This window comes from Seonamhaeicola algicola (assembly GCF_007997385.1).
GTDB lineage: Bacteria > Bacteroidota > Bacteroidia > Flavobacteriales > Flavobacteriaceae > Seonamhaeicola > Seonamhaeicola algicola.
The window spans coordinates 775-20,160 of record NZ_VOSC01000033.1; the positions used below are offsets into that span (position 1 = coordinate 775).

Consider the following 19,386-nt stretch of genomic DNA (forward strand, 5'->3'; position numbering starts at 1 on the left):
TAATTTTATAAAAAGAAATTCCAGACAACACCGAAACGCACAGTAAAATCTCTGTATGGATTATTTGGTGCCGAAAAATAATTGTAGCCCGTAAATGCTGAATTGAAATGTTCTGCTTTTAGGAAGAGACGTGTTTGACGGATTTTTGCGTTTATGAAAAAATCTAGCCTTGGGAAATCTCCAATTTCTTCATTGTTTTGCACATAAAACTCTGCCAATAGCGGGTTGTATGCATTCATATAGTATTTTGTGAAATAGTTTAGCGTAACACCAGTTTGCAGGTACATGGCTTTTTTAAAGAGATGGCTTGAAAAATAGAGCGTGTTACGGGTGTTTATTTCGGGTACGTTTAATGTATTATTATCGTCTTGCACGTTTTGATACATTATTGTATTGTTTAGTGCAAATTTACCTAACCTAATTTCATTTTGAAATTTTGCTCTAAAATAGGTTATTGTGCTATTGTTTTGGTATGGCCTTATGGATTGGGCTGTTTCATTAACTGGTATATTTTCATCTTGTTTGAAATATACATAATCTGTTATGGTATTAAAATCTACCGTTAAGTTTGCCCAGTTTTTATATTTTAGGTTAAATGCTATTTGCTGGGTTTCGGTATTATTAAAACTATTTTGCCAATTATAGTTTTTATAATCGCTTTGATAAAGCAACGCATTGTAATTTGGTGCTTTTGAGCTGTGATTTAATGAGGCTGATGCAGCAATATCTTCGTTTAAATTGAAGGTTGCTTTGGCTTTTATGTAATTACCGGTAAAATCTCCTGAGAGGTTTAAACCAAATTGCCCATTGAGTTCAAAACCTTTATATTGTTTTATATAACTACCTCCTGCGGCATAAACATTTCCTTTTAACCTATTAATAATGGTATTATTATTTAAAACCACTACTTTATTGTAACCGTAATTGTAATTGTTATTGCTTAGGTTAAATTGTAGGCTACCTAATAGTTTATTGCTGTAATTTACAAATACTTTATTATAGAAGTTTTCTAGTGTTGCTTTATCTCTTAAATTTGATGTTACAAAGGCATCACCAAAAAAACTGTTTACAGCTGAAGATTGTTCATACTCAAAATATTTATCTTCAAAAGCCATAATGTGGCCTAATTTTATTTCGTTTGAAGATAATGAGTCTTTTTTTATCAAAGTATAATCATGCTCTAAATATATGCGCTTACCTACCAATATGCTTTCGGCATTTTCAAAATTTACTTCTAGAATGGAACGATCTAGGAACTCCTCATCACCTTCAATAAAATTTTCGGTACTAACGTTATCTAATCCACCATTTTCTTGATTCATTAAATCTTGTGTAATTATGTGGCCGCGTATATTATACCTTTTATTTTTAGTTTGATAATTTGAAGTAAACCTAAAATTACCTGTACTGGTTAATGCATTTTGGTATTTACCCAAAGAGCGTAAACCTTTATAGGCTATTGAAAAATTAAATTGTGGCGTGGTGTTTATTGTTATGAAGGAATCTACTAACTGCCCTTGCTCAAAAGCGGTTTTAAAAAAAAGCTCAGTTAACGGTGTTGGTACACGGTAATAAAAAACATCTTCAATTTCCCAATAATTAAAATGTCTTGCTGTTGCCCCAAAACCAGGCATTAAACTTGTGCTTTGAAAATCATGAGTTAAACTATTATAAGTTTGCCCCAAGTTACCAAAAGGTAGTAAACCAAAATTATCTTTACGCAAATAATTAAACTTGTAGTCTTTTTTTATGGTTAACGTAGTATCTACATACGTTGTATCATTTTCTATTGAAATAATAGAATAATCTTGAATTTTAGCTTTTTCGTCTTTATCTGTTTTTGATGATTTTGAAACAGGCCTTTTTTGAAGTTTTGTTTCTTGAAGCGAATCTTGTGTTACAGTTGGAGGCTTTACTTTACCACCTTCTGTAATATTTTGGGCTTTTACACTAAATGATACACCCATAAATAAACACACCAACAATGTTTTAACTATAATTTTCTTGGTTTTAATTGTATATATATTTGGCATGTTTATTTTCTATGTTTTATTAAAAATAAATTGTGCTTTGTTTTAGCTTATTTTTTTAAACAGCAAAAGTAATTATTTGAACGGAAAGAGGCTTAAATTATTTTAAATAAAGAAAAAACCACACAGAAATTATCAGTGTGGTTTTTTTAAATATTTATTTAAATGCGCTACCTACTAAAAGAATAAACCGTAAACCCTTAGGTTTGGACTATCTAAACTAGCGAATGATACTGATAGATTACTAAATCTAGCCGAATCTGTTTCGAAACCACCGTGTAGCTCGCCCACCATACCATTGGAGCTATTAAAAAAGTCTATTAAATCTTGTGCTAAGAATTGAAAATCTAAACTATCCTGATCTAACGGCCCTTGAAATGTAACATTAAATGTTCTATCATCATTAATTGTTGCCGCTGAAAAACAGTAGTTTAAATCTGGGAAGCCATTAAACCTAAGACGGAACTGACCTTCGCAAATTTGACCATTATCATCGAAATCAAAAAAGAAAATATAGTCAAACACAGAAATTCCAAATCCTCCTAAAAAATCATTTAATCCATCAATAATAGCATCATGTCCTACAGAAGTTAAACTGTTTGCTCCTAAAGAAGGTCTGTAAAGAAAAATAGGAGCTCCACCATCTAACTGGGCAATGTTGAAAATATTAGGCGAAATGTAAGCTGGCCAATCTGCGAATAGAATTGTTGCTGTGGTACCATTTACAGTAGATATGTAGCTATTTGAAGCTACATCATACGTGAATTCTTCATAGGTTTGCCCCTCAAACTCAAGTGCTGGACTTAATATTAAACCTGTTTCAGTAAATAACATCCCGAAAGCTAACTCGCTTACCTCTCCGCTATCAGATGTAAGTGTTGGTTTTGCATAATGCCTTAAAGAATCATAGTTAAGATTAAAATTTGAAACGCCTCCTCCATTTTCAATTCTTAGTATTTGAAATACTGATGATGTTGGCTTTGGTAATATATTTTGCCTTTGTGCTAATGAAGCCTCAGCTTTTTGTACACTTTCGGCTTCAAAATTGGTAAAGCCTGTTGGTTCTAATACTAGGCTAGATGTATTTCTGTTTCTAACATCTTTGAAAATAATTTTACCGTCTTCAAAATTAAAATATTGAAATACTGATGTACCTTTATAGCCCGTAGCTATTAAGCCATCAAATAAAGGATCACTTACTTTCTGTATGTGGTTTCGGGTTGTAAATATTAACTCATTAGTAGTTCCAAATCTAACATCAAATGATGACGTTTGAATTTCGGTTTCACTATTAAAATCTGAAGTCATGTCAACTGTTCCATTTTCATTAAACTTCATGTAAAATGTGAAACCACCAAACTCATCATTTTTAGTAAAATATGTTGCTTTATAACCTTGGCTTTCCGATGTAAGCAGGTTTAATAGCTCTGAATTTCTTTGTGCTAGCCTTTCTGCTGGTGCAGTATCAAACAATTCGGTTGTGTCATCATTACTACATGAAAACAATGCTAACAATAGCACTATTAACAACCCGTACTTTTTTATATTAATTTTTTTCATATTTCTTAATTTATCAATTCTAAAGTTGCTGCTTCAGTTAAAGCTTGTAACTCATACAGGTCTATGTTAAAGTTTTCTTTGTAATACTCGACTACTAAAGATTCTTTAAACCTAATAATTGCTCTAGCTTGTTCACTAGCTATACCATCAACAATGGCATCATAATCTTCTTTTGAGTTAGTTAGAATTTCGGAAACCATTTCAACAAAATCTTCACTTTCTTGACTTGATGCATATGCTGTAATATACCCCAACTCTCTTGCTTCTTCATCAGATCTATTAAACCAATTTGAATTATAATTTTCAGGGTTTATTTGACCATAAATAGGATCTACAGGCACCGTTTGGTTTAAAATATGTGCATACTCATGCTGCACCGTTTTTAATGGTTGTTTAATTATATCAACATCAGAAAAATCTAGATAATCTACATTAAAAAGTGTGATTTTACTTCCTGCCTCTGCAACGCCTAATGTAATTGTAGGACTGTTAGGATTAAAGTTAAAACCACCTGATAAAGTAAACTGCCTTGGCGCTATGTTTTTTATAAAGTTTTCTCCGCCCAATGCTGTGTATGGTTCTATCCAGGCTTTTAATAAAGCTTCGGCTATTGGTTTTACATTTTGTTCAAATGGCGGATGTAAAAATCTGTCGATATCGGTTTCGTTAATATTCCATTTATATTGTACTTCAATATTGTATGGCTCTACAAAGTTATCTCTTAACCAAAGATCTAAATCGTTTAGTATTGGTGGATCAGTATCAATTTGACTATCACCAACAGCATCAGAATTACCACAAGATACTATTGCTAATAAAAGTACTTGTAGGTATATTATTTTTATAATGTTTTTCATACTTCTCTTTTTTATATTATCTAGGGTTAGCTTCTACACCAAATGATTGAGCTGCTTCTGGTATTTGTACTGCTCTTCGGTTATCTCCTTTTGGTAATTCATAACTATTTCCAAAGAAATCTAAATGCTCTATAGCTATGTTATGCCTTTTAACATCAAACCATCTTAAACCTTCATTATAAAAAACAGTTTGTTTAATATCTAAAACTGCGCTAACAAACGGCAAAGCTTCATTTGAAATAGTGTAAAACGGTGTGTACAAATCTGTAGGAACACCTTGATATATTGCCGCTATATCTTCAGGTGTTAATGTATCTGTACTTGGATTGTATCCATCGGTTTTTACAGCTAAAGACATATTAATATCGTTTGTTGCATTTTCATACTGCCCTAACATAGCATAGGCTTCTGCCCTGTTAAGCAATGCTTCATCTGTTGAGAATAACACAAAAGTTACAAACGGAATACCAATACCTGCTGCCTGGTTTGTTACTCTAAAATATTCTTGATATTTAGGAATGAAGTTATTATCACTTCCTCCTCTAAAAAACAAACTATAAGCCCAACCTTTACCGGTAATATTGGCACTATTAAACAAGTTGTTTACAATATTTGGTGCCATTTGGTATCGTGCTCTTGCATCTATTCTGTTATACAGTGAACTACCAGTTACCAGTAACAAATTAGCAGGCTCTACTGTTGATGATGTATAAAGCGCTACTTGCTCATTAAAAGTTAAGTTACTTGAAGATGCTATGTTTCTTAATACAGCTAATGTATTGCCATCGCCTAAAGCTATATTACTATGCTCAATAACTTTTTCCCAGTCTCCTACAGTCAAATAAAATCTTGAAGCAAAAGCACTAGCAGCCTTCTTTGTAAAGTGAAAGGCTTTTATTTCGTAGTTATCTTGAATTAATGGCAAGCCTTCTTCCAAATCTTTTTGAATATTAGCGTATACATCGGCCACAGTTCCTCTTTCATAATCTGCTAGCAAAACAGTTTCGGGTTCTAATACATAAGGAATACCCAAATCTGAACTTGAAGTTGACGGATTAAAAGCTTTAGAAAAAATATTAACCAACATGTAATGTGCGTAAGCTCTACATAATAAAGCTTCACCTTTTAATGCACTAAGTTCAATACCATCACCAAGCTCTTCAATTGAAGCTAAAGCCTGATTTGCTTGTGCAATAGCTTTGTATGCTTCATTCCAGTAATTTGTTGGCGTATCAGTATCAATATCATTTAAATCTCTCCAGAAATACATTTCTTCGTTTACTCTAAACTCTACAGTTGCACTAGAGCCTTTATCTCCGGCATTATCTGACATTGGTTCTAAAAACGACACATATGCAGCTTCTGGGTATGCAGCAACTAATAGTTCTGCTATTTTATCTGGCGTATCAATAGTTGTTCTATTATCGGGTGTTTCATCAAGAATATCACTACATGAAACAAGCAACAACACGCCAAAAAGTATCTGTATTTTTCTTATATAAATATTTTTCATAGTATTTTTTATTAAAAGCCAATATTAAGTGAGAACGTATATAACTTAGAAATTGGTAACGCTACACCACCTGACCTAAAAAACTCAGGATCTTGACCACCTAATTTTGAATCTGAATAGATTAAGAATGGGTTTGTGCTTTGTAAACTCATTCTAAAAGAAGATAAACCTAGTTTTTGTACTGTTTGCTTATCTAATGAGTAACCTAATGTTATGTTTTTCATACGCACAAAACCACCATCAGCAACACGCTCTGTAGAGTAGTTATAGGCGTTATATAACTGCCTTAAGTCTGTATCTCCATAGGCTTGTAGTAAAGATTGCGATGCAATTACAGGTACATTAGTAATGTTTTCATCACCAGGAGCAATCCATCTATTTACAAACTCTCTTGGAAACACATCTAAATCTGTGTATTGCGATTTAAAGCTAGGTGTTAACCTCACTTTATTACCTGCAGAGAACGAAACGAAAAAGCTTAAATCCCAGTTTTTATATTTGAAATTATTAGCTATACCTCCTGTTAAGTTTGGTTCTGTTGGGCCTTCATAAACAAGGTAATCTAATACATCATCAGTATCTTGAAAATCAATTAATGCAAACGGGTCTGCAGGGTCATAATCTTCCTGATCGGTTAAAAACTGAGGTAAACCAAACTCATTTAAGCCCTGAAATTCATATGAAAACAAAGCACCTTTTGGAAAACCAACAGCATTACCTCTACCCGTTCCTGTAATTAAATCAAAAACATTTGTTTCTTGTTTTAAATCTGTAATTTCTTGATTGAAGTGCGAAATATTGAAACTTGTTCTCCAAGAGAAATTATCGTTATCAATATTAACGGTGTTAAGCTGAAACTCTATACCGTTTGTTGTCATTTCAGAATTGTTACCAAGTTTTAACTCTTCACCACCAATACCCGTTGTTCTAATTAAGTCTATTAAATCTTTACCTCTTCTAAAGTAAGCATCAAAATTCATAGTAATGCGGTTATTGAAAAGGCCTAAATCTAATCCAAGGTTCAACTCTAGGGTTTTTTCATAGGTTAATTCGCTATTTTGTAAATCTTCAATATTTATAAAGTTTTCTCTGTCATCAGGGTTCAATCTGTCTGTTACTTGGTTTCTAAAAACTGCTAGATTATTGGTTGCATTATCAGCTAATAACCCAACTAGCCCGTAACTTGGGCGGAATGCCATACTAGAAATTACATTTGAATTTTGAATAAAATCCTCTTTATCAATATTCCATTTTCCTCCAATAGAGTATGTTGGCAACCATCTTGAATCTGATGATTTACCTGCTCTATTAGAGCCTTCGTAATTTCCTGAAACGTTTAAAACGTATTTCTTATCAAAATCATATGTTACGTTAGCAAATAGTGATACTTCACGTTGTCTTGTTTCTTGTGATGAAAAATAATCGTTCCCTTCTAAAATTACCTTTTTTAAGATATCAGGATCTGTAAAAACAGTGCCTCCTCTATCAAATTGATAGCCGTAGCCCGTATTTGAGCTGCTAGACCTATCTGTATGCCTGTATTCTTGCCCTGCATATAAACGTAACCCATGTAAATCATCTTTAAATCTTGTTGTATAATCTAAAGTATTTCTAAAGGTATATGTTACAAGTGTATTTTTAGTATTTGTTAAAATACCTCCAACAGGTAATACTACTTTTGGTCTTGAGTTAGGCTCATCTGGGTCTGTAAACAAAAATGTATTAGCATCTTGTACAATGGTAGTTTCATCTGCCCTGTAAGCTGCTGCTACATTTGAGTTTTCGGTTGCTCCTTGCTCACCAACAGACGTTACATAACGTGCAGAACTTAAGTGTGTATATTTAAGCTTATCGTTAATTTGATAATCTGCTTGCAATTGCATTTTTATATCATTTACATTCAACTCTAAAGAGTTATTATCTAACTCATTTATAATATTAAATGGCGCCCAGTTGTACCTTGAATATTCTAAATTACCATTATTATCTCTTGGGCGTAAAGCTCTACTTGTATTAATTGCGTAGCTAAATGGATTGATATCAAAATCTCTTGTGAACGACCCGAAAAAAGTATCTTCTTCTCTTGATAATGTTCCTGGAGCCAATTGATTTCTAACAGAACCTTGTAACTGTGTTGTTAGTTTTAATTTATCATCAAAAAGAAAAAATGTATTTCTTAGGTTACCTGTAATTCTTCTTACACGATCTGCAACCGTCCAACCTGCATCCGTATAATAACCTAATGAGGCGTATGATGTTGAGTTTTCGCTTCCGCTAGAAAAACTTAAAGTATGGGTTTGTGTTGGAGTTGCTCTAAATAAGGTTTTAAACCAATCTGTATTAGCTAATTCATATTGTTGTAAAAACTTAGCTTTTGCTTCTGGTGTATTTTCTAGCTCATATTCACCTGTAGTTTCATTGAAATTATTAATAGCTCTATACATTATATTGTATATGCCACCATACCTGCCTTGAAACGAAGATGGCAAATTTAAAAACCCTTTTGATTCCATTTCACGGTATACCGATACGGTTTCTTGTGAATTTAACAAATCGAAATTTGAATATCTTGGAATATCTCTTACTGCATATTCTGCAGCATAATTGAATGTAGGTTTTTGGTTTTTTCTACCAGATTTTGTAGTTATAACCACAACGCCATTTAAAGCTCTAGCACCATACAAAGCCGTTGCTGAAGCATCTCTTAAAATTTCAAAACTTTCAATATCGGCTGCATTCAAACCAGCTACAGCTGAACTTAAAAGCGTGTTAGGATCACCTGACACTAAATCAGAAACAGAGAGATTTACAATTTCTTCTTGTATTACGCCGTCAATAATCCAAATAGGTTTAGTATCACCTAAAATAGATGACGATCCTCTAATTGTAATTCTAGGGGCGGCACCAAAAGTACCTGTAACATTTTGTACACTTACACCTGCTGCTCTACCTTCTAAAGCCCTAGAAATATCAGCAACACCATCTAATTTAACATCTTTAGCTTTAATTGTTTGAGAGGCTCCTGTAAAAAGCTCACGCTTTACATTTTGATACCCAGTAATTACAACGGCATCTAAACCTTCTAAATCTTCAATTAGTGTTACGTTTATAACATTAGTAGCACCAACAGTAACAAGTTGGGTTTTCATACCAATGTAACTAAACTTTAACACCTCGCCTTTTTTTGCATTAATGGCATAATTTCCATCAAAATCTGAAACAACACCTCGTGAAGTTCCTTGCACAATAACGGTAACTCCATCTAGAGGAACGCCGCCCGAGTCAATAATTGTTCCATTAACCTGTCCATTTTGCGCACTGGACACTTGAAATGATAGCATGAGAAAAAGTGCTACCAAATACGCGTAGTTTAATTTCATAAAATTAATAATTTGAATTAGTCAATTGTAAATATCAGCATATTTCATTCAAAGAACAAAATTTGTAACATAAAATAAAGAAATAACCCCAATTATTAATCATTTAGCAATTTTCACATGTAAATTATAACAATATGTAGATTAGAAACAAAAAAAAAGAAAGCCAACATAAAGCTGGCTTTCTTTTAAATATTAAACAAGAATATTTATATTGAGTTAGTCGGTTGCAAACATCACAATATTATAATTAATAACCAAGCAAAAACACAAAAAACATAAAAAAAACTGCTAAAAAACAGGTTTTTATTTTGAATTATTCTTTATTTAAGCTAAAAAATAATGTAAAATGCTTAATAAAAACCTTTAAAAATATCAATTATTCAAAATTAAACTAAAACCACCAGAATCTACACAATTACAATGCGCGCATAACACTTTAGTTTTTAAAGTTTTATAGCTTTGCTTAAACCAATATTATATGTTATTAAAAAATTATTCTAATTTTTCGTTTGAATGTGGTACTGATGAGGCTGGCCGAGGTTGCCTTGCAGGACCTGTTACTGCTGCTGCTGTTATTTTACCAGAAGAATTTAGTAATAAAATTTTAACAGATTCAAAACAACTCAGTGAAAAAAAACGCATGCTTTTAAAACCAATTATTGAAAGTGATGCATTATCATTTGGCGTTGCCCATATTTTTGAAACAGAAATAGACCATATTAATATATTGAATGCTTCTATTTTGGGCATGCATAACGCCATAAGCAATCTTAAAATTACACCCGAATTTATTATTGTTGATGGAAATAAATTTAAACCTTACAAAAGCATTCCGCATAAAACCATAATTAAAGGCGATAGTAAATACCTTAGCATAGCAGCAGCTTCTGTTTTAGCTAAAACATACCGTGATTTATATATGGACAAAATTCATGAAGAATTTCCCATGTATAATTGGAAAAAAAACAAAGGCTACCCAACCAAAGAGCACAGAGCTGCTATAAAAAAACATGGTATTACTAAGCACCACCGAAAATCGTTTAAATTATTGCCAGATCAACTCTCTTTAAATTTATAAACAGATTTTAAAACACCTTTTTATTTCAAGTTTTTATCTTTACATAAAATTAATTTGTTCATGAAACCCTACGCTATAATATTTATTGCAGTACTAACCTTATTTAATTGCTCAAACCCAACAAAAAAACGTACTGAACTTATTGATTTTGCACCAAAAAACAGTGATATAATAATTAAAACTTCAAATTTTGAAAGTCTTAAAAATACAATTAACAATAATCATTTCTTAAAAACACTTTCAAAAAGTAAAACCTATTTAAGTTTAGAAGAAACCTTAAAAAACACATCTGTTTTAAAACCCAACAACACTGCTTTAATTTGTTTTTCAAAAGATAAAAATGACAGCATACAATACAGTTTTATAACCAAACAAGATTCTACGTTATTTAAAACCGATTCTTTAAAAAATTACACCAAAGAAACATTAACGTATAAAAATAAAACCATTGTAAAATCTACTTTAAACAATAACGTATTTTACAGTACAGTAATTGATAGTGTTCTTTTTGCATCATCATCAAAACCTATTATTGATGCTGTTTTTAATACTTTTAAAACCAACACTAATTTAAAGAAAGTTTACAGCACTTTAAGTGATAACAAAACATGCTCAGTAATTTTAAAAGCAGATACAACCTTTGTTAATCACTTTTCTTTAGAACCCAAACTAAACTTAAAAACATTTACTAACTACTTAGCTTTTGATGTTGATGCTAGCCAAAATGAAATTATTATTAATGGTATAGCAAAAGCTACAGATTCATTAAAAAGTACAATTAATATTTTTAAAGGTACTATTGCGCAAGAAAACAAAATTCAAACCATTGCGCCAGCAAATAGTGATGGTTTCATGAGTGTTACTTTTAATGATTTTAAAACTTTTGAAACTAATTTAACAAAATACAACAAAAAAGACTCCACATACGCATCTGCTAACTTACTTAAAGATATTATTGAATTTGGTATAATTTACGAAGGCGAAAACCAAGCTATTGTTTTAAATTCTATTGATAATATTGCTACCAAAGATGCTTTAAGTAACAATAAAAAAGAAGTTGAAACTTATCGTGAAGTTACCATATTTGATTTTGATGATTCCCTACTATTTACAAAGCACTTACACCCTTTTGTATCTTTTAACAAAGCCAATGTGTATTGCGTTATAGATACCTTTTTTGTATTTGCTGAAACTAAAGAAATGCTTCATAACATTATAGCTAGTTACCAAAATAAAACTACTATAAATGACCGTGACTACTTTAACAACATAAAAACACATTTAAGTGATGAAGCTTCAATGCTTATGGTTTACAACTCACATGCATTCAATAGCATTTTAAGTAGTAATTTAACGGGTACTACTAATTTAAATTTAAATGATTATAAGGCTACGGCGCTTCAATTTATTTATGACACCAATTTTGCTCACGTTAACGGTGTTATAAAAAAGAATAAAACAAATGCTACACAAAATACAGTTTCTGAAGAACTTAATATTACACTAGAAAAAGCTATTTTAAACACACCACAGTTTGTAACCAACCACATAACAAAAGAGAAAGAAATTGTAGTGCAAGATGTTAATAACAACTTATATTTAATTTCTAACAAAGGAAAAATTCTTTGGAAAAAACAATTAAGTGGTCCTGTTTTAGGTACTATAAACCAAATTGATATTTACAAAAACGGCCGATTACAACTATGCTTTTCAACACCAAATAATGTGTATGTAATTGATAGAAATGGTAATAATGTAGCACCATTCCCTATGAAATTTAATGAGGCTATTACCCAACCATTATCTGTTTTTGATTATGATAAAAAGAAAAACTACAGGCTATTAGTAACCCAAGGTAAAAACATTTTAATGTACAATGTAAAAGCTCAAATAGTAAATGGTTTTACATTTAAAGCTGCTAATGGCCCTATAATAAATCAACCTGAACATTTTAGAATTGGTAGTAAAGACTACATAAGCTTTAAAACGCAAAACAAACTTTATATTTTAGACCGAACTGGCAAACATAGAGTTACACCAAAAACAAATAACTTATATTCAAACCAACCCGTATTTTTATATAAAAACACATTTACAACTACCACAAACACAGGTAATTTACTTAACGTAAAAACCAATGGTAATGTAGGCATACAAAACCTTAATTTAAACGAAAAACACTATTTAGCAACCACAAGCAAAACACTAGTTACACTAACTGAAAACAAGCTAAACATTAAAAATAAAACTACTGAACTAGATTTTGGCAACTATACCGCGCCACAAATTTTTTATATAAATGATAAAATTTATGTTACAGTTACAGATACACAATCACATAAAGTATATATGTTTGATAGCCAATCTAAAATATTACCCAACTTTCCTGTTTACGGAAACTCTAAAATTACTTTAAGTAACATTGATAAAGATGCGCCTTTAGAATTTGTAACTAAAGGAGATACTAACTCCATTATTATATATCAAATAAACTAAACCAAAAACACATCTATTTTTTTATTGTGAGAAACTATTTGCTTATACAAAACTAATCTCTATCTTTAGCCTGCTATTAATTACATCACAAACTAACATGTTTCAAAAGTTCACCTTAAGTATAATAGGTTGTTTTATTGTACTTAGTATGCAATCTGTTTACTCTCAAACCAAACAACTGAAAAGACCTAAAAGCACCGTTGGCTTAACTAATGTAGACAACTTTGTTAGAGAATCATTTGATATTTATGATAAAGTATATAAATACGATGGTTATGCACAAGCTGGTACTCCTTTAGATGACGATGATATTGATACCTTAGAAGAGGCGCTTGAAGATTTAGATGTACTTAGCGCTAGTGCTCCAGATATTTTAAGTGACATTGATGGCGCTAGCGTTTTAAAACAAGGTAAAGCAACGCTTCAAATAAACAAGGCAAAAAAAGCATTAAAATACAGTATAAAAACAGCTAAAGAATTATTGTTAGGGCAGCGTAAAGGCGAAGAACAAGAACAAGAACAAGAAGAAGAAACCAATACTAATTCTGAAAACAACACAACCAAACAACCACAAAACCAAAACACTAAAAGCACAACAACTAGTATAAAACCTGAAAGCACAACAACTAGTACAAAACCTGAAAGCACAAACGCATCTGATAACCTTGAAATTTATAGTAAGTTTGACTTTGTTCCTGGAGATGAACTAATATATTTTGATGATTTTTCGCAAGATTTCATTGGTGATTTCCCAAGTAAATGGAACACTAACGGCTCTGGCGAAGTTGTTAAACTAAGTAAAGCCAACGGAAAGTGGTTTGAATTTAAATCGGGGTACGGCATTTATTTTATGCCTTTAATAGACAATAAATTACCTGAAGAATACACCATTGAGTTTGATTTATTTACAGAAGGTTTAAGCAATAATACATCTTCAACAGCAAAACTTAATATTATTTTTGATGACAACCAAGGCTTTAGCTACGGTAACAATTATGCAAAAGCCGCTATACCTTTTGGGCAATATTCAGCCTTTGGTATTGATGTAGATAACAATAACGGTTCAAACCAACGCATTAACGTAACTGTTACTGCAGATTTAAGAAATAAAGTTTTAAACAATCCACATATTTCTATTGCCGTTAATAAAAAACGCTTTCGTTTGTGGGTTAACCAAACCAAGTATATTGATATACCACAATTAATATATAACACAAACATTGCATTTTTAAAATTTGAATTAAGAGGTACTGCCGAAGGTGAAGAACACATTTTTATTAGTAATTTAAAAATAGCCGAAGGTGGTATTGATTTAAGAAGACAATTAATGGCTGAGGGCAAAGTTTCAACCAACGGCATATTGTTTGATTCTGGTTTAGCAACCATTAAACCACAGTCATTTGGAATAATTCGTCAAATTTCTCAAGTTTTAAATCAAGACCAAAACATAAAACTTAATATTATTGGCCATACAGATACTGATGGAAGCAATGACAGTAACTTAAAATTATCAAAAGCAAGAGCCGAAGCCGTAAAAAATGCGTTAGTTAATGTTTATAAAATTTCAGAAAACAGGCTATCAACCCAAGGCAAAGGAGAAACAGAACCCGTAGCAGACAATAATACTGCAAATGGCAAAGCAAAAAACAGACGCGTAGAGTTTGTAAAAATATAAAAGTAAGGGTACGATTTGGTAGATTTACCCGAAGTCCTCAAATCTTGAGCGCCAAAACTTCTTGTTTTGGCGCTCTATTTTTTTGCTAAATAATATATAAAAAACAAACTTTGTAATTAACTTTTAATACTATTGCAAAAACAAAATTGGTAATATGATTTCTAGAAAAAACGCCGAAATAACTCAATTAATTATTCATAAAGTTGGTAATAAGTTTAACGATACCAAAAACGCCTTTTCTGAAAAAACAGTAGAATTTGATGAAGCCAGTTATGAGCTCATGTTGCCCTTTTTATTAAAACCATTTGGTAGCGCCGTACAAAGCTACAGGTTTAACCACCACTCAAGCATTAGCCTTAACGAAATTAACAATTATAGTGCTCAAATATTTAAAGACGAAGCTGCTTTTATTGATACCTCAAAGCACATAGTTACACATTTATATGAACAATCAAACTCTGCAAACATTAAAACTGGCGATGTTATTGTAGCACTTTTTGAAGGTATAGAATACAATGAAATTACTACAAATGCTATAGGTATTTTTAAAATTGAAAGCAAAATAAACTTTTTTCAAACATATTTAGAAAACAATAGTTATGATGTTTTAGTACAAAAAGGTATTAGCTCAAAAAAAGTTGATAAAGGTTGCCTTATTTTAAACCAAACTGATGCACAAGGCAATATAATTTTTAGTGTAGATAACAATAATTACGATGCACAATATTGGATTAATCAGTTTTTAAACATCAAATATGCCGATGACTCTAACAGCCATACACAACAATATTTAGAACTTTGTAAAGATTTTTCAACCGAAATAATAAAAACAAACTACGGTGCTAAAGAGCAAAACACTTTTTTAGCTAAAACAATAGACTTTTTTAAAGAAAATGAAATAGTAAACGTTGAACGCTTTAAAGACGAAATTTTTGAAGAAGACAAATACAAAACTGAATTTGATCAATACAAAAAAACCTTTGAAGACGAACAAAATTTATTAATTAGAAACCAGTTTGATGTTGTTGAACGTGTTGTAAACAAAGAAAAAAAGAAACTAAAAACCGATATTAAATTAGACACCAACATACAAATAAAATTAGATATTGATGCCCCCGATGCCTCAACCGAATATTTAGAACGCGGTTATGACGATGAGAAAAAAATGCATTACTACAAAGTATTTTTTAATGCCGAAAGCTAAAAAGCAACAATGTTATGTTTTAAAAAAAATTAGTACATTTAGTTAACCATCTCAAAGAAAAAACTGGTATTATGAAAACCGCATTCGCACTTTTTTTTACAGCCCTTTTAGTTTACAACTGCGAAGAAAAAAAACAAATAAGCTCTATAAACCCAGATAATTGGGCAAAAAGGCATATTGCTAACTTAAGCGCTACTGATTCTTTAGAATACGGTAAATCATACCTATCTATTTATTCTCAAATTTATAGTTTAACTGAAAACAAAACGCACAACCTAACTGCCATGGTTAGCCTTAGAAATACGAGTGATACTGATACTATTTACATTTTAAATGCTCAGTATTATGATACACACGGTAAACCATTAAGAGCATATTTTAATAAGCCCATATTTTTAGCGCCCATGGAAACTGCTGATATTGTTATTGATGAAACTGATACGTCTGGCGGTACAGGTTCAAACTTTATTTTTGAGTGGAAAATTCCTAAAAACTGCCCTGAACCTTTATTTGAAGGCATCATGAATTCTACTATGGGGCAACAAGGTTTATCATTCACAACACAGGCTAAAAGAATAAAATAATTAAAAAACCGTTGCTTTGCTAAATACTAATTCGGCTTCAAAAAGTGTTTTAAAATGCTTTAAGAGTTTGTTTTTAACTTCGGTTTCATCAACCTTATCTTTACCTAACTCAACATGTAAACTTGTTACAGCTTTCCCTCTAATACCACAAGGTATAATATTGTCAAAATAGCCCAAATCTGCATTCACATTTAAAGCAAAACCATGCATAGTAACCCAGCGGCTAGCACGCACACCCATAGCACAAATTTTTCTTGCAAAAGGCGTACCTACATCCAGCCAAACACCTGTTTCACCTTCGCTTCGCTCAGCTTTTAAACCATATTCTGCAAGTGTTAAAATTATCATTTCTTCTAACAAGCGCAAGTACTTGTGTATATCAGTAAAAAAGTTTTCTAAATCTAAAATAGGATACCCAACTATTTGTCCAGGTCCATGGTATGTAATATCGCCTCCACGGTTTATTTTATAAAATGTAGCACCTTTTTCTTGAAGTTGCGTTTCATTTAGAAGAAGGTTTGAAAAATTGCCACTTTTACCTAAAGTATACACATGCGGATGCTCTACAAACAAAAAGTAATTATTGGTTTTTAAACCGGCGTCTTCACGCCTATTTTTTACTTTGGCATCAACAATACCTTTAAAGAGTTGCTCTTGGTAATCCCAAGTATCTTTATAGTCTTTATGACCTAAATCTGTTACTTTTATTTCCTTATTCATAGCCCACAAAAATACAACATTTTTTGGGTTTATTGTTTGGGGTTGTTAAGTATAACTAATGCTGCAATTACACCTGGTACCCAGCCGCATAACCACAATAAAAAAACTATTAAAATAGAACCACAGCCTTTATCTATTACGGCTAGTGGCGGACATATAATGGATAATAAAACTCTCCAAAAACTCATTGTTATTTATTTTGATTTGATTGATGTATATATATGACGTAGTTGTTCTGGTTTTGTTACATACAATTATGCAATGTTTAAAAAATTTCTGTTTGCGTTAGGGATTGCAGCAAGCTACCGTGTAGCGCGTAAAGCCCGACCGCGCCTTAAGCGGGGTAACGCCCAAAAAAAAATGGTAAACTGTAAATCAAATGATTATCTTTGTGCACTTAAATTTACACACAGTTTTTAGATTATGTCGCAATTATCAGAACAAGAGCTAGTTAGAAGAGAAAAATTAAAAAAATTACGTGCATTGGGTATTAATCCGTACCCTGCAGATTTATATCCTGTAAGCCATACATCAAAACAAATTAAAGAACAGTTTGAAGAAGGTAAAGATGTTACCATTGCTGGACGTTTAATGATGGTTAAAGTGCAAGGTAAAGCTAGTTTTGCGCAATTACAGGATGCAGAAGGCAAAATACAAGTATACTTTAACAGAGATGAAATTTGTACTGGTGAAGACAAAACTAAATACAACGAAATTTTTAAAAAACTTTTAGATTTTGGTGATTTTATTGGTATTGAAGGTGATTTATTTACCACTAAAGTTGGCGAAAAAAGTGTACGTGTTAAAGATTTTAAATTACTTAGTAAGGCTTTAAAACCATTACCGCTACCAAAAGAAAAAGACGGCGTTGTGTTTGATGCTTTTACAGACCCTGAGCAGCGTTACCGCCAACGTTATGCAGATTTGGTTGTTAACCCACATGTTAAAAACGTGTTTGTTAAACGTACAAAGCTATTTAACGCTATGCGCCAGTTTTTTAACGATGCTGGTTATTTTGAAGTTGAAACACCTGTTTTACAACCAATTCCGGGTGGTGCCGCCGCAAGACCTTTTATTACACACCATAATGCACTAGATGTACCTTTATACATGCGTATTGCCAATGAGCTTTACTTAAAAAGACTTATTGTTGGTGGTTTTGATGGTGTTTATGAGTTTTCTAAAAATTTTAGAAATGAAGGCATGGACAGAACTCACAACCCAGAGTTTACGGCTATGGAAATTTATGTTTCATACAAAGACTACAATTGGATGATGGACTTTTGTGAACGCCTTTTAGAGCACTGTGCTATGGCTGTAAATGGCACTACTAAAGCTACTTTTGGTAAACATGAGGTTGACTTTAAAGCTCCTTATGCACGAGTTACCATGGCCGATTCTATTAAAGAATTTACTGGCTTTGATATTACTGGTAAAACCGAAGATGATATAAGAAAAGCTGCCATTGATATGGGTATTGAAGTTGATGCTACAATGGGTAAAGGCAAACTAATTGATGAAATTTTTGGTGAAAAATGTGAAGGCAACTACATACAGCCAACCTTTATTACAGATTACCCCAAGGAAATGAGCCCATTGTGTAAAGAACACAGAGATAACCCAGAATTAACTGAACGTTTTGAGCTTATGGTTTGCGGTAAAGAAATTGCAAATGCATACTCTGAATTAAACGACCCAATTGACCAACGCGAGCGTTTTGAACACCAATTAAAACTGGCTGCAAAAGGTGATGATGAAGCTACTGAGTTTATAGATTTTGACTTTTTACGTGCTTTAGAATATGGTATGCCTCCAACATCTGGAATGGGTATTGGTATGGATAGGTTAATTATGTTTTTAACAAACAATCAATCTATACAAGAGGTGTTATTCTTCCCGCAAATGCGCCCTGAAAAGAAAAAAGTAGCTATTACTGAAGATGCTAAAGCTGTTTTAGATATTTTGAAAAAAGCTGAAAAATTACCTCTAGCAGATTTAAAAGCTCAAACTGGTTTATCAAATAAAAAATGGGATAAATCAATTAAAGAACTTACCAAAAACAATCTTGCTAAAGTTGAAAAAACTGATGACGACTTACTCGTATCAATTATTTAATAAACAATTACTTATATATATTACAAAGAGGAATTTGCGTTAGCAATTCCTCTTTTTTTTGACACAGATTTAAACTAAAAGCGAAAACTAAAGTCTAAAATTCTATTATTGAATTTTAAGAAAATTTTCACACTAAAATATTGTACTTTTAAATCTATCAAAAAAACTAAACTT

Annotated in this window: 13 protein-coding genes; 6 read left to right on the forward strand and 7 right to left on the reverse strand. The window is 31.8% G+C overall.

Annotated elements, in window-relative coordinates:
* Window positions 1-5: 5 nt before the first annotated feature.
* From FUA26_RS13785 to FUA26_RS13805, 5 genes are all read right to left on the reverse strand, one after another.
* Window positions 6-2,033, reverse strand: coding sequence for a putative porin (locus tag FUA26_RS13785; RefSeq protein ID WP_246109143.1), 2,028 nt, complete (start codon window positions 2,031-2,033; stop codon window positions 6-8).
* A gap of 174 nt (window positions 2,034-2,207) precedes the next feature.
* A complete protein-coding gene (locus tag FUA26_RS13790; protein WP_147137335.1) occupies window positions 2,208-3,590 on the reverse strand; it encodes a DUF4302 domain-containing protein in 1,383 nt (460 codons plus the stop codon).
* Between the two features lie 5 nt (window positions 3,591-3,595).
* Window positions 3,596-4,447 carry a substrate import-associated zinc metallohydrolase lipoprotein gene (locus FUA26_RS13795; protein ID WP_147137338.1) on the reverse strand — a complete coding sequence of 284 codons (852 nt, stop codon included), beginning with the start codon at window positions 4,445-4,447 and terminating at the stop codon, window positions 3,596-3,598.
* Window positions 4,448-4,463: 16 nt separating this feature from the next.
* Entirely contained in the window at window positions 4,464-5,960 is a 1,497-nt protein-coding gene (locus FUA26_RS13800) for a RagB/SusD family nutrient uptake outer membrane protein (RefSeq protein ID WP_147137341.1), read from the reverse strand.
* Between the two features lie 11 nt (window positions 5,961-5,971).
* A complete protein-coding gene (locus tag FUA26_RS13805; protein WP_147137344.1) occupies window positions 5,972-9,340 on the reverse strand; it encodes a SusC/RagA family TonB-linked outer membrane protein in 3,369 nt (1,122 codons plus the stop codon).
* 478 nt (window positions 9,341-9,818) lie between these two features.
* Here FUA26_RS13805 and FUA26_RS13810 point away from each other — a divergent pair, with 478 nt between their 5' ends.
* The 5 genes from FUA26_RS13810 (at window position 9,819) to FUA26_RS13830 (ending at window position 16,377) form a co-directional block, all read left to right on the forward strand.
* Window positions 9,819-10,418 (forward strand): ribonuclease HII, encoded by a 600-nt coding sequence (locus FUA26_RS13810; RefSeq protein ID WP_147137346.1) that lies wholly within the window; start codon window positions 9,819-9,821, stop codon window positions 10,416-10,418.
* 60 nt (window positions 10,419-10,478) lie between these two features.
* Window positions 10,479-12,914, forward strand: a complete 2,436-nt coding sequence (locus FUA26_RS13815) for a ribonuclease HII (RefSeq protein ID WP_147137349.1) — start codon at window positions 10,479-10,481, stop codon at window positions 12,912-12,914.
* 148 nt (window positions 12,915-13,062) lie between these two features.
* Entirely contained in the window at window positions 13,063-14,589 is a 1,527-nt protein-coding gene (locus FUA26_RS13820; protein ID WP_246109144.1) for an OmpA family protein, read from the forward strand.
* 154 nt (window positions 14,590-14,743) lie between these two features.
* Window positions 14,744-15,793 (forward strand): nucleoid-associated protein, encoded by a 1,050-nt coding sequence (locus FUA26_RS13825; RefSeq protein WP_147137355.1) that lies wholly within the window; start codon window positions 14,744-14,746, stop codon window positions 15,791-15,793.
* 71 nt (window positions 15,794-15,864) lie between these two features.
* Window positions 15,865-16,377, forward strand: coding sequence for a DUF3124 domain-containing protein (locus tag FUA26_RS13830; RefSeq protein WP_147137358.1), 513 nt, complete (start codon window positions 15,865-15,867; stop codon window positions 16,375-16,377).
* Here the strand turns inward: FUA26_RS13830 and lipB are convergent, their stop codons facing one another.
* Both lipB and FUA26_RS13840 read right to left on the reverse strand, forming a co-directional pair.
* Window positions 16,378-17,097 carry a lipoyl(octanoyl) transferase LipB gene (gene lipB / locus FUA26_RS13835; RefSeq protein ID WP_147137361.1) on the reverse strand — a complete coding sequence of 240 codons (720 nt, stop codon included), beginning with the start codon at window positions 17,095-17,097 and terminating at the stop codon, window positions 16,378-16,380.
* A gap of 29 nt (window positions 17,098-17,126) precedes the next feature.
* Window positions 17,127-17,285, reverse strand: a complete 159-nt coding sequence (locus tag FUA26_RS13840; RefSeq protein ID WP_147137364.1) for a YqaE/Pmp3 family membrane protein — start codon at window positions 17,283-17,285, stop codon at window positions 17,127-17,129.
* Window positions 17,286-17,520: 235 nt separating this feature from the next.
* Here FUA26_RS13840 and lysS point away from each other — a divergent pair, with 235 nt between their 5' ends.
* Entirely contained in the window at window positions 17,521-19,212 is a 1,692-nt protein-coding gene (gene lysS / locus FUA26_RS13845) for a lysine--tRNA ligase (RefSeq protein WP_147137367.1), read from the forward strand.
* Window positions 19,213-19,386 lie beyond the last annotated feature (174 nt).

Coding starts and splice junctions, on each gene's coding strand:
- FUA26_RS13785 (WP_246109143.1), bottom strand. CDS start 2,033: ATGCCAAATATATATACAATTAAAACCAAGAAAATTATAGTTAAAACA.
- FUA26_RS13790 (WP_147137335.1), bottom strand. CDS start 3,590: ATGAAAAAAATTAATATAAAAAAGTACGGGTTGTTAATAGTGCTATTG.
- FUA26_RS13795 (WP_147137338.1), bottom strand. CDS start 4,447: ATGAAAAACATTATAAAAATAATATACCTACAAGTACTTTTATTAGCA.
- FUA26_RS13800 (WP_147137341.1), bottom strand. CDS start 5,960: ATGAAAAATATTTATATAAGAAAAATACAGATACTTTTTGGCGTGTTG.
- FUA26_RS13805 (WP_147137344.1), bottom strand. CDS start 9,340: ATGAAATTAAACTACGCGTATTTGGTAGCACTTTTTCTCATGCTATCA.
- FUA26_RS13810 (WP_147137346.1), top strand. CDS start 9,819: ATGTTATTAAAAAATTATTCTAATTTTTCGTTTGAATGTGGTACTGAT.
- FUA26_RS13815 (WP_147137349.1), top strand. CDS start 10,479: ATGAAACCCTACGCTATAATATTTATTGCAGTACTAACCTTATTTAAT.
- FUA26_RS13820 (WP_246109144.1), top strand. CDS start 13,063: ATGCAATCTGTTTACTCTCAAACCAAACAACTGAAAAGACCTAAAAGC.
- FUA26_RS13825 (WP_147137355.1), top strand. CDS start 14,744: ATGATTTCTAGAAAAAACGCCGAAATAACTCAATTAATTATTCATAAA.
- FUA26_RS13830 (WP_147137358.1), top strand. CDS start 15,865: ATGAAAACCGCATTCGCACTTTTTTTTACAGCCCTTTTAGTTTACAAC.
- lipB (WP_147137361.1), bottom strand. CDS start 17,097: ATGAATAAGGAAATAAAAGTAACAGATTTAGGTCATAAAGACTATAAA.
- FUA26_RS13840 (WP_147137364.1), bottom strand. CDS start 17,285: ATGAGTTTTTGGAGAGTTTTATTATCCATTATATGTCCGCCACTAGCC.
- lysS (WP_147137367.1), top strand. CDS start 17,521: ATGTCGCAATTATCAGAACAAGAGCTAGTTAGAAGAGAAAAATTAAAA.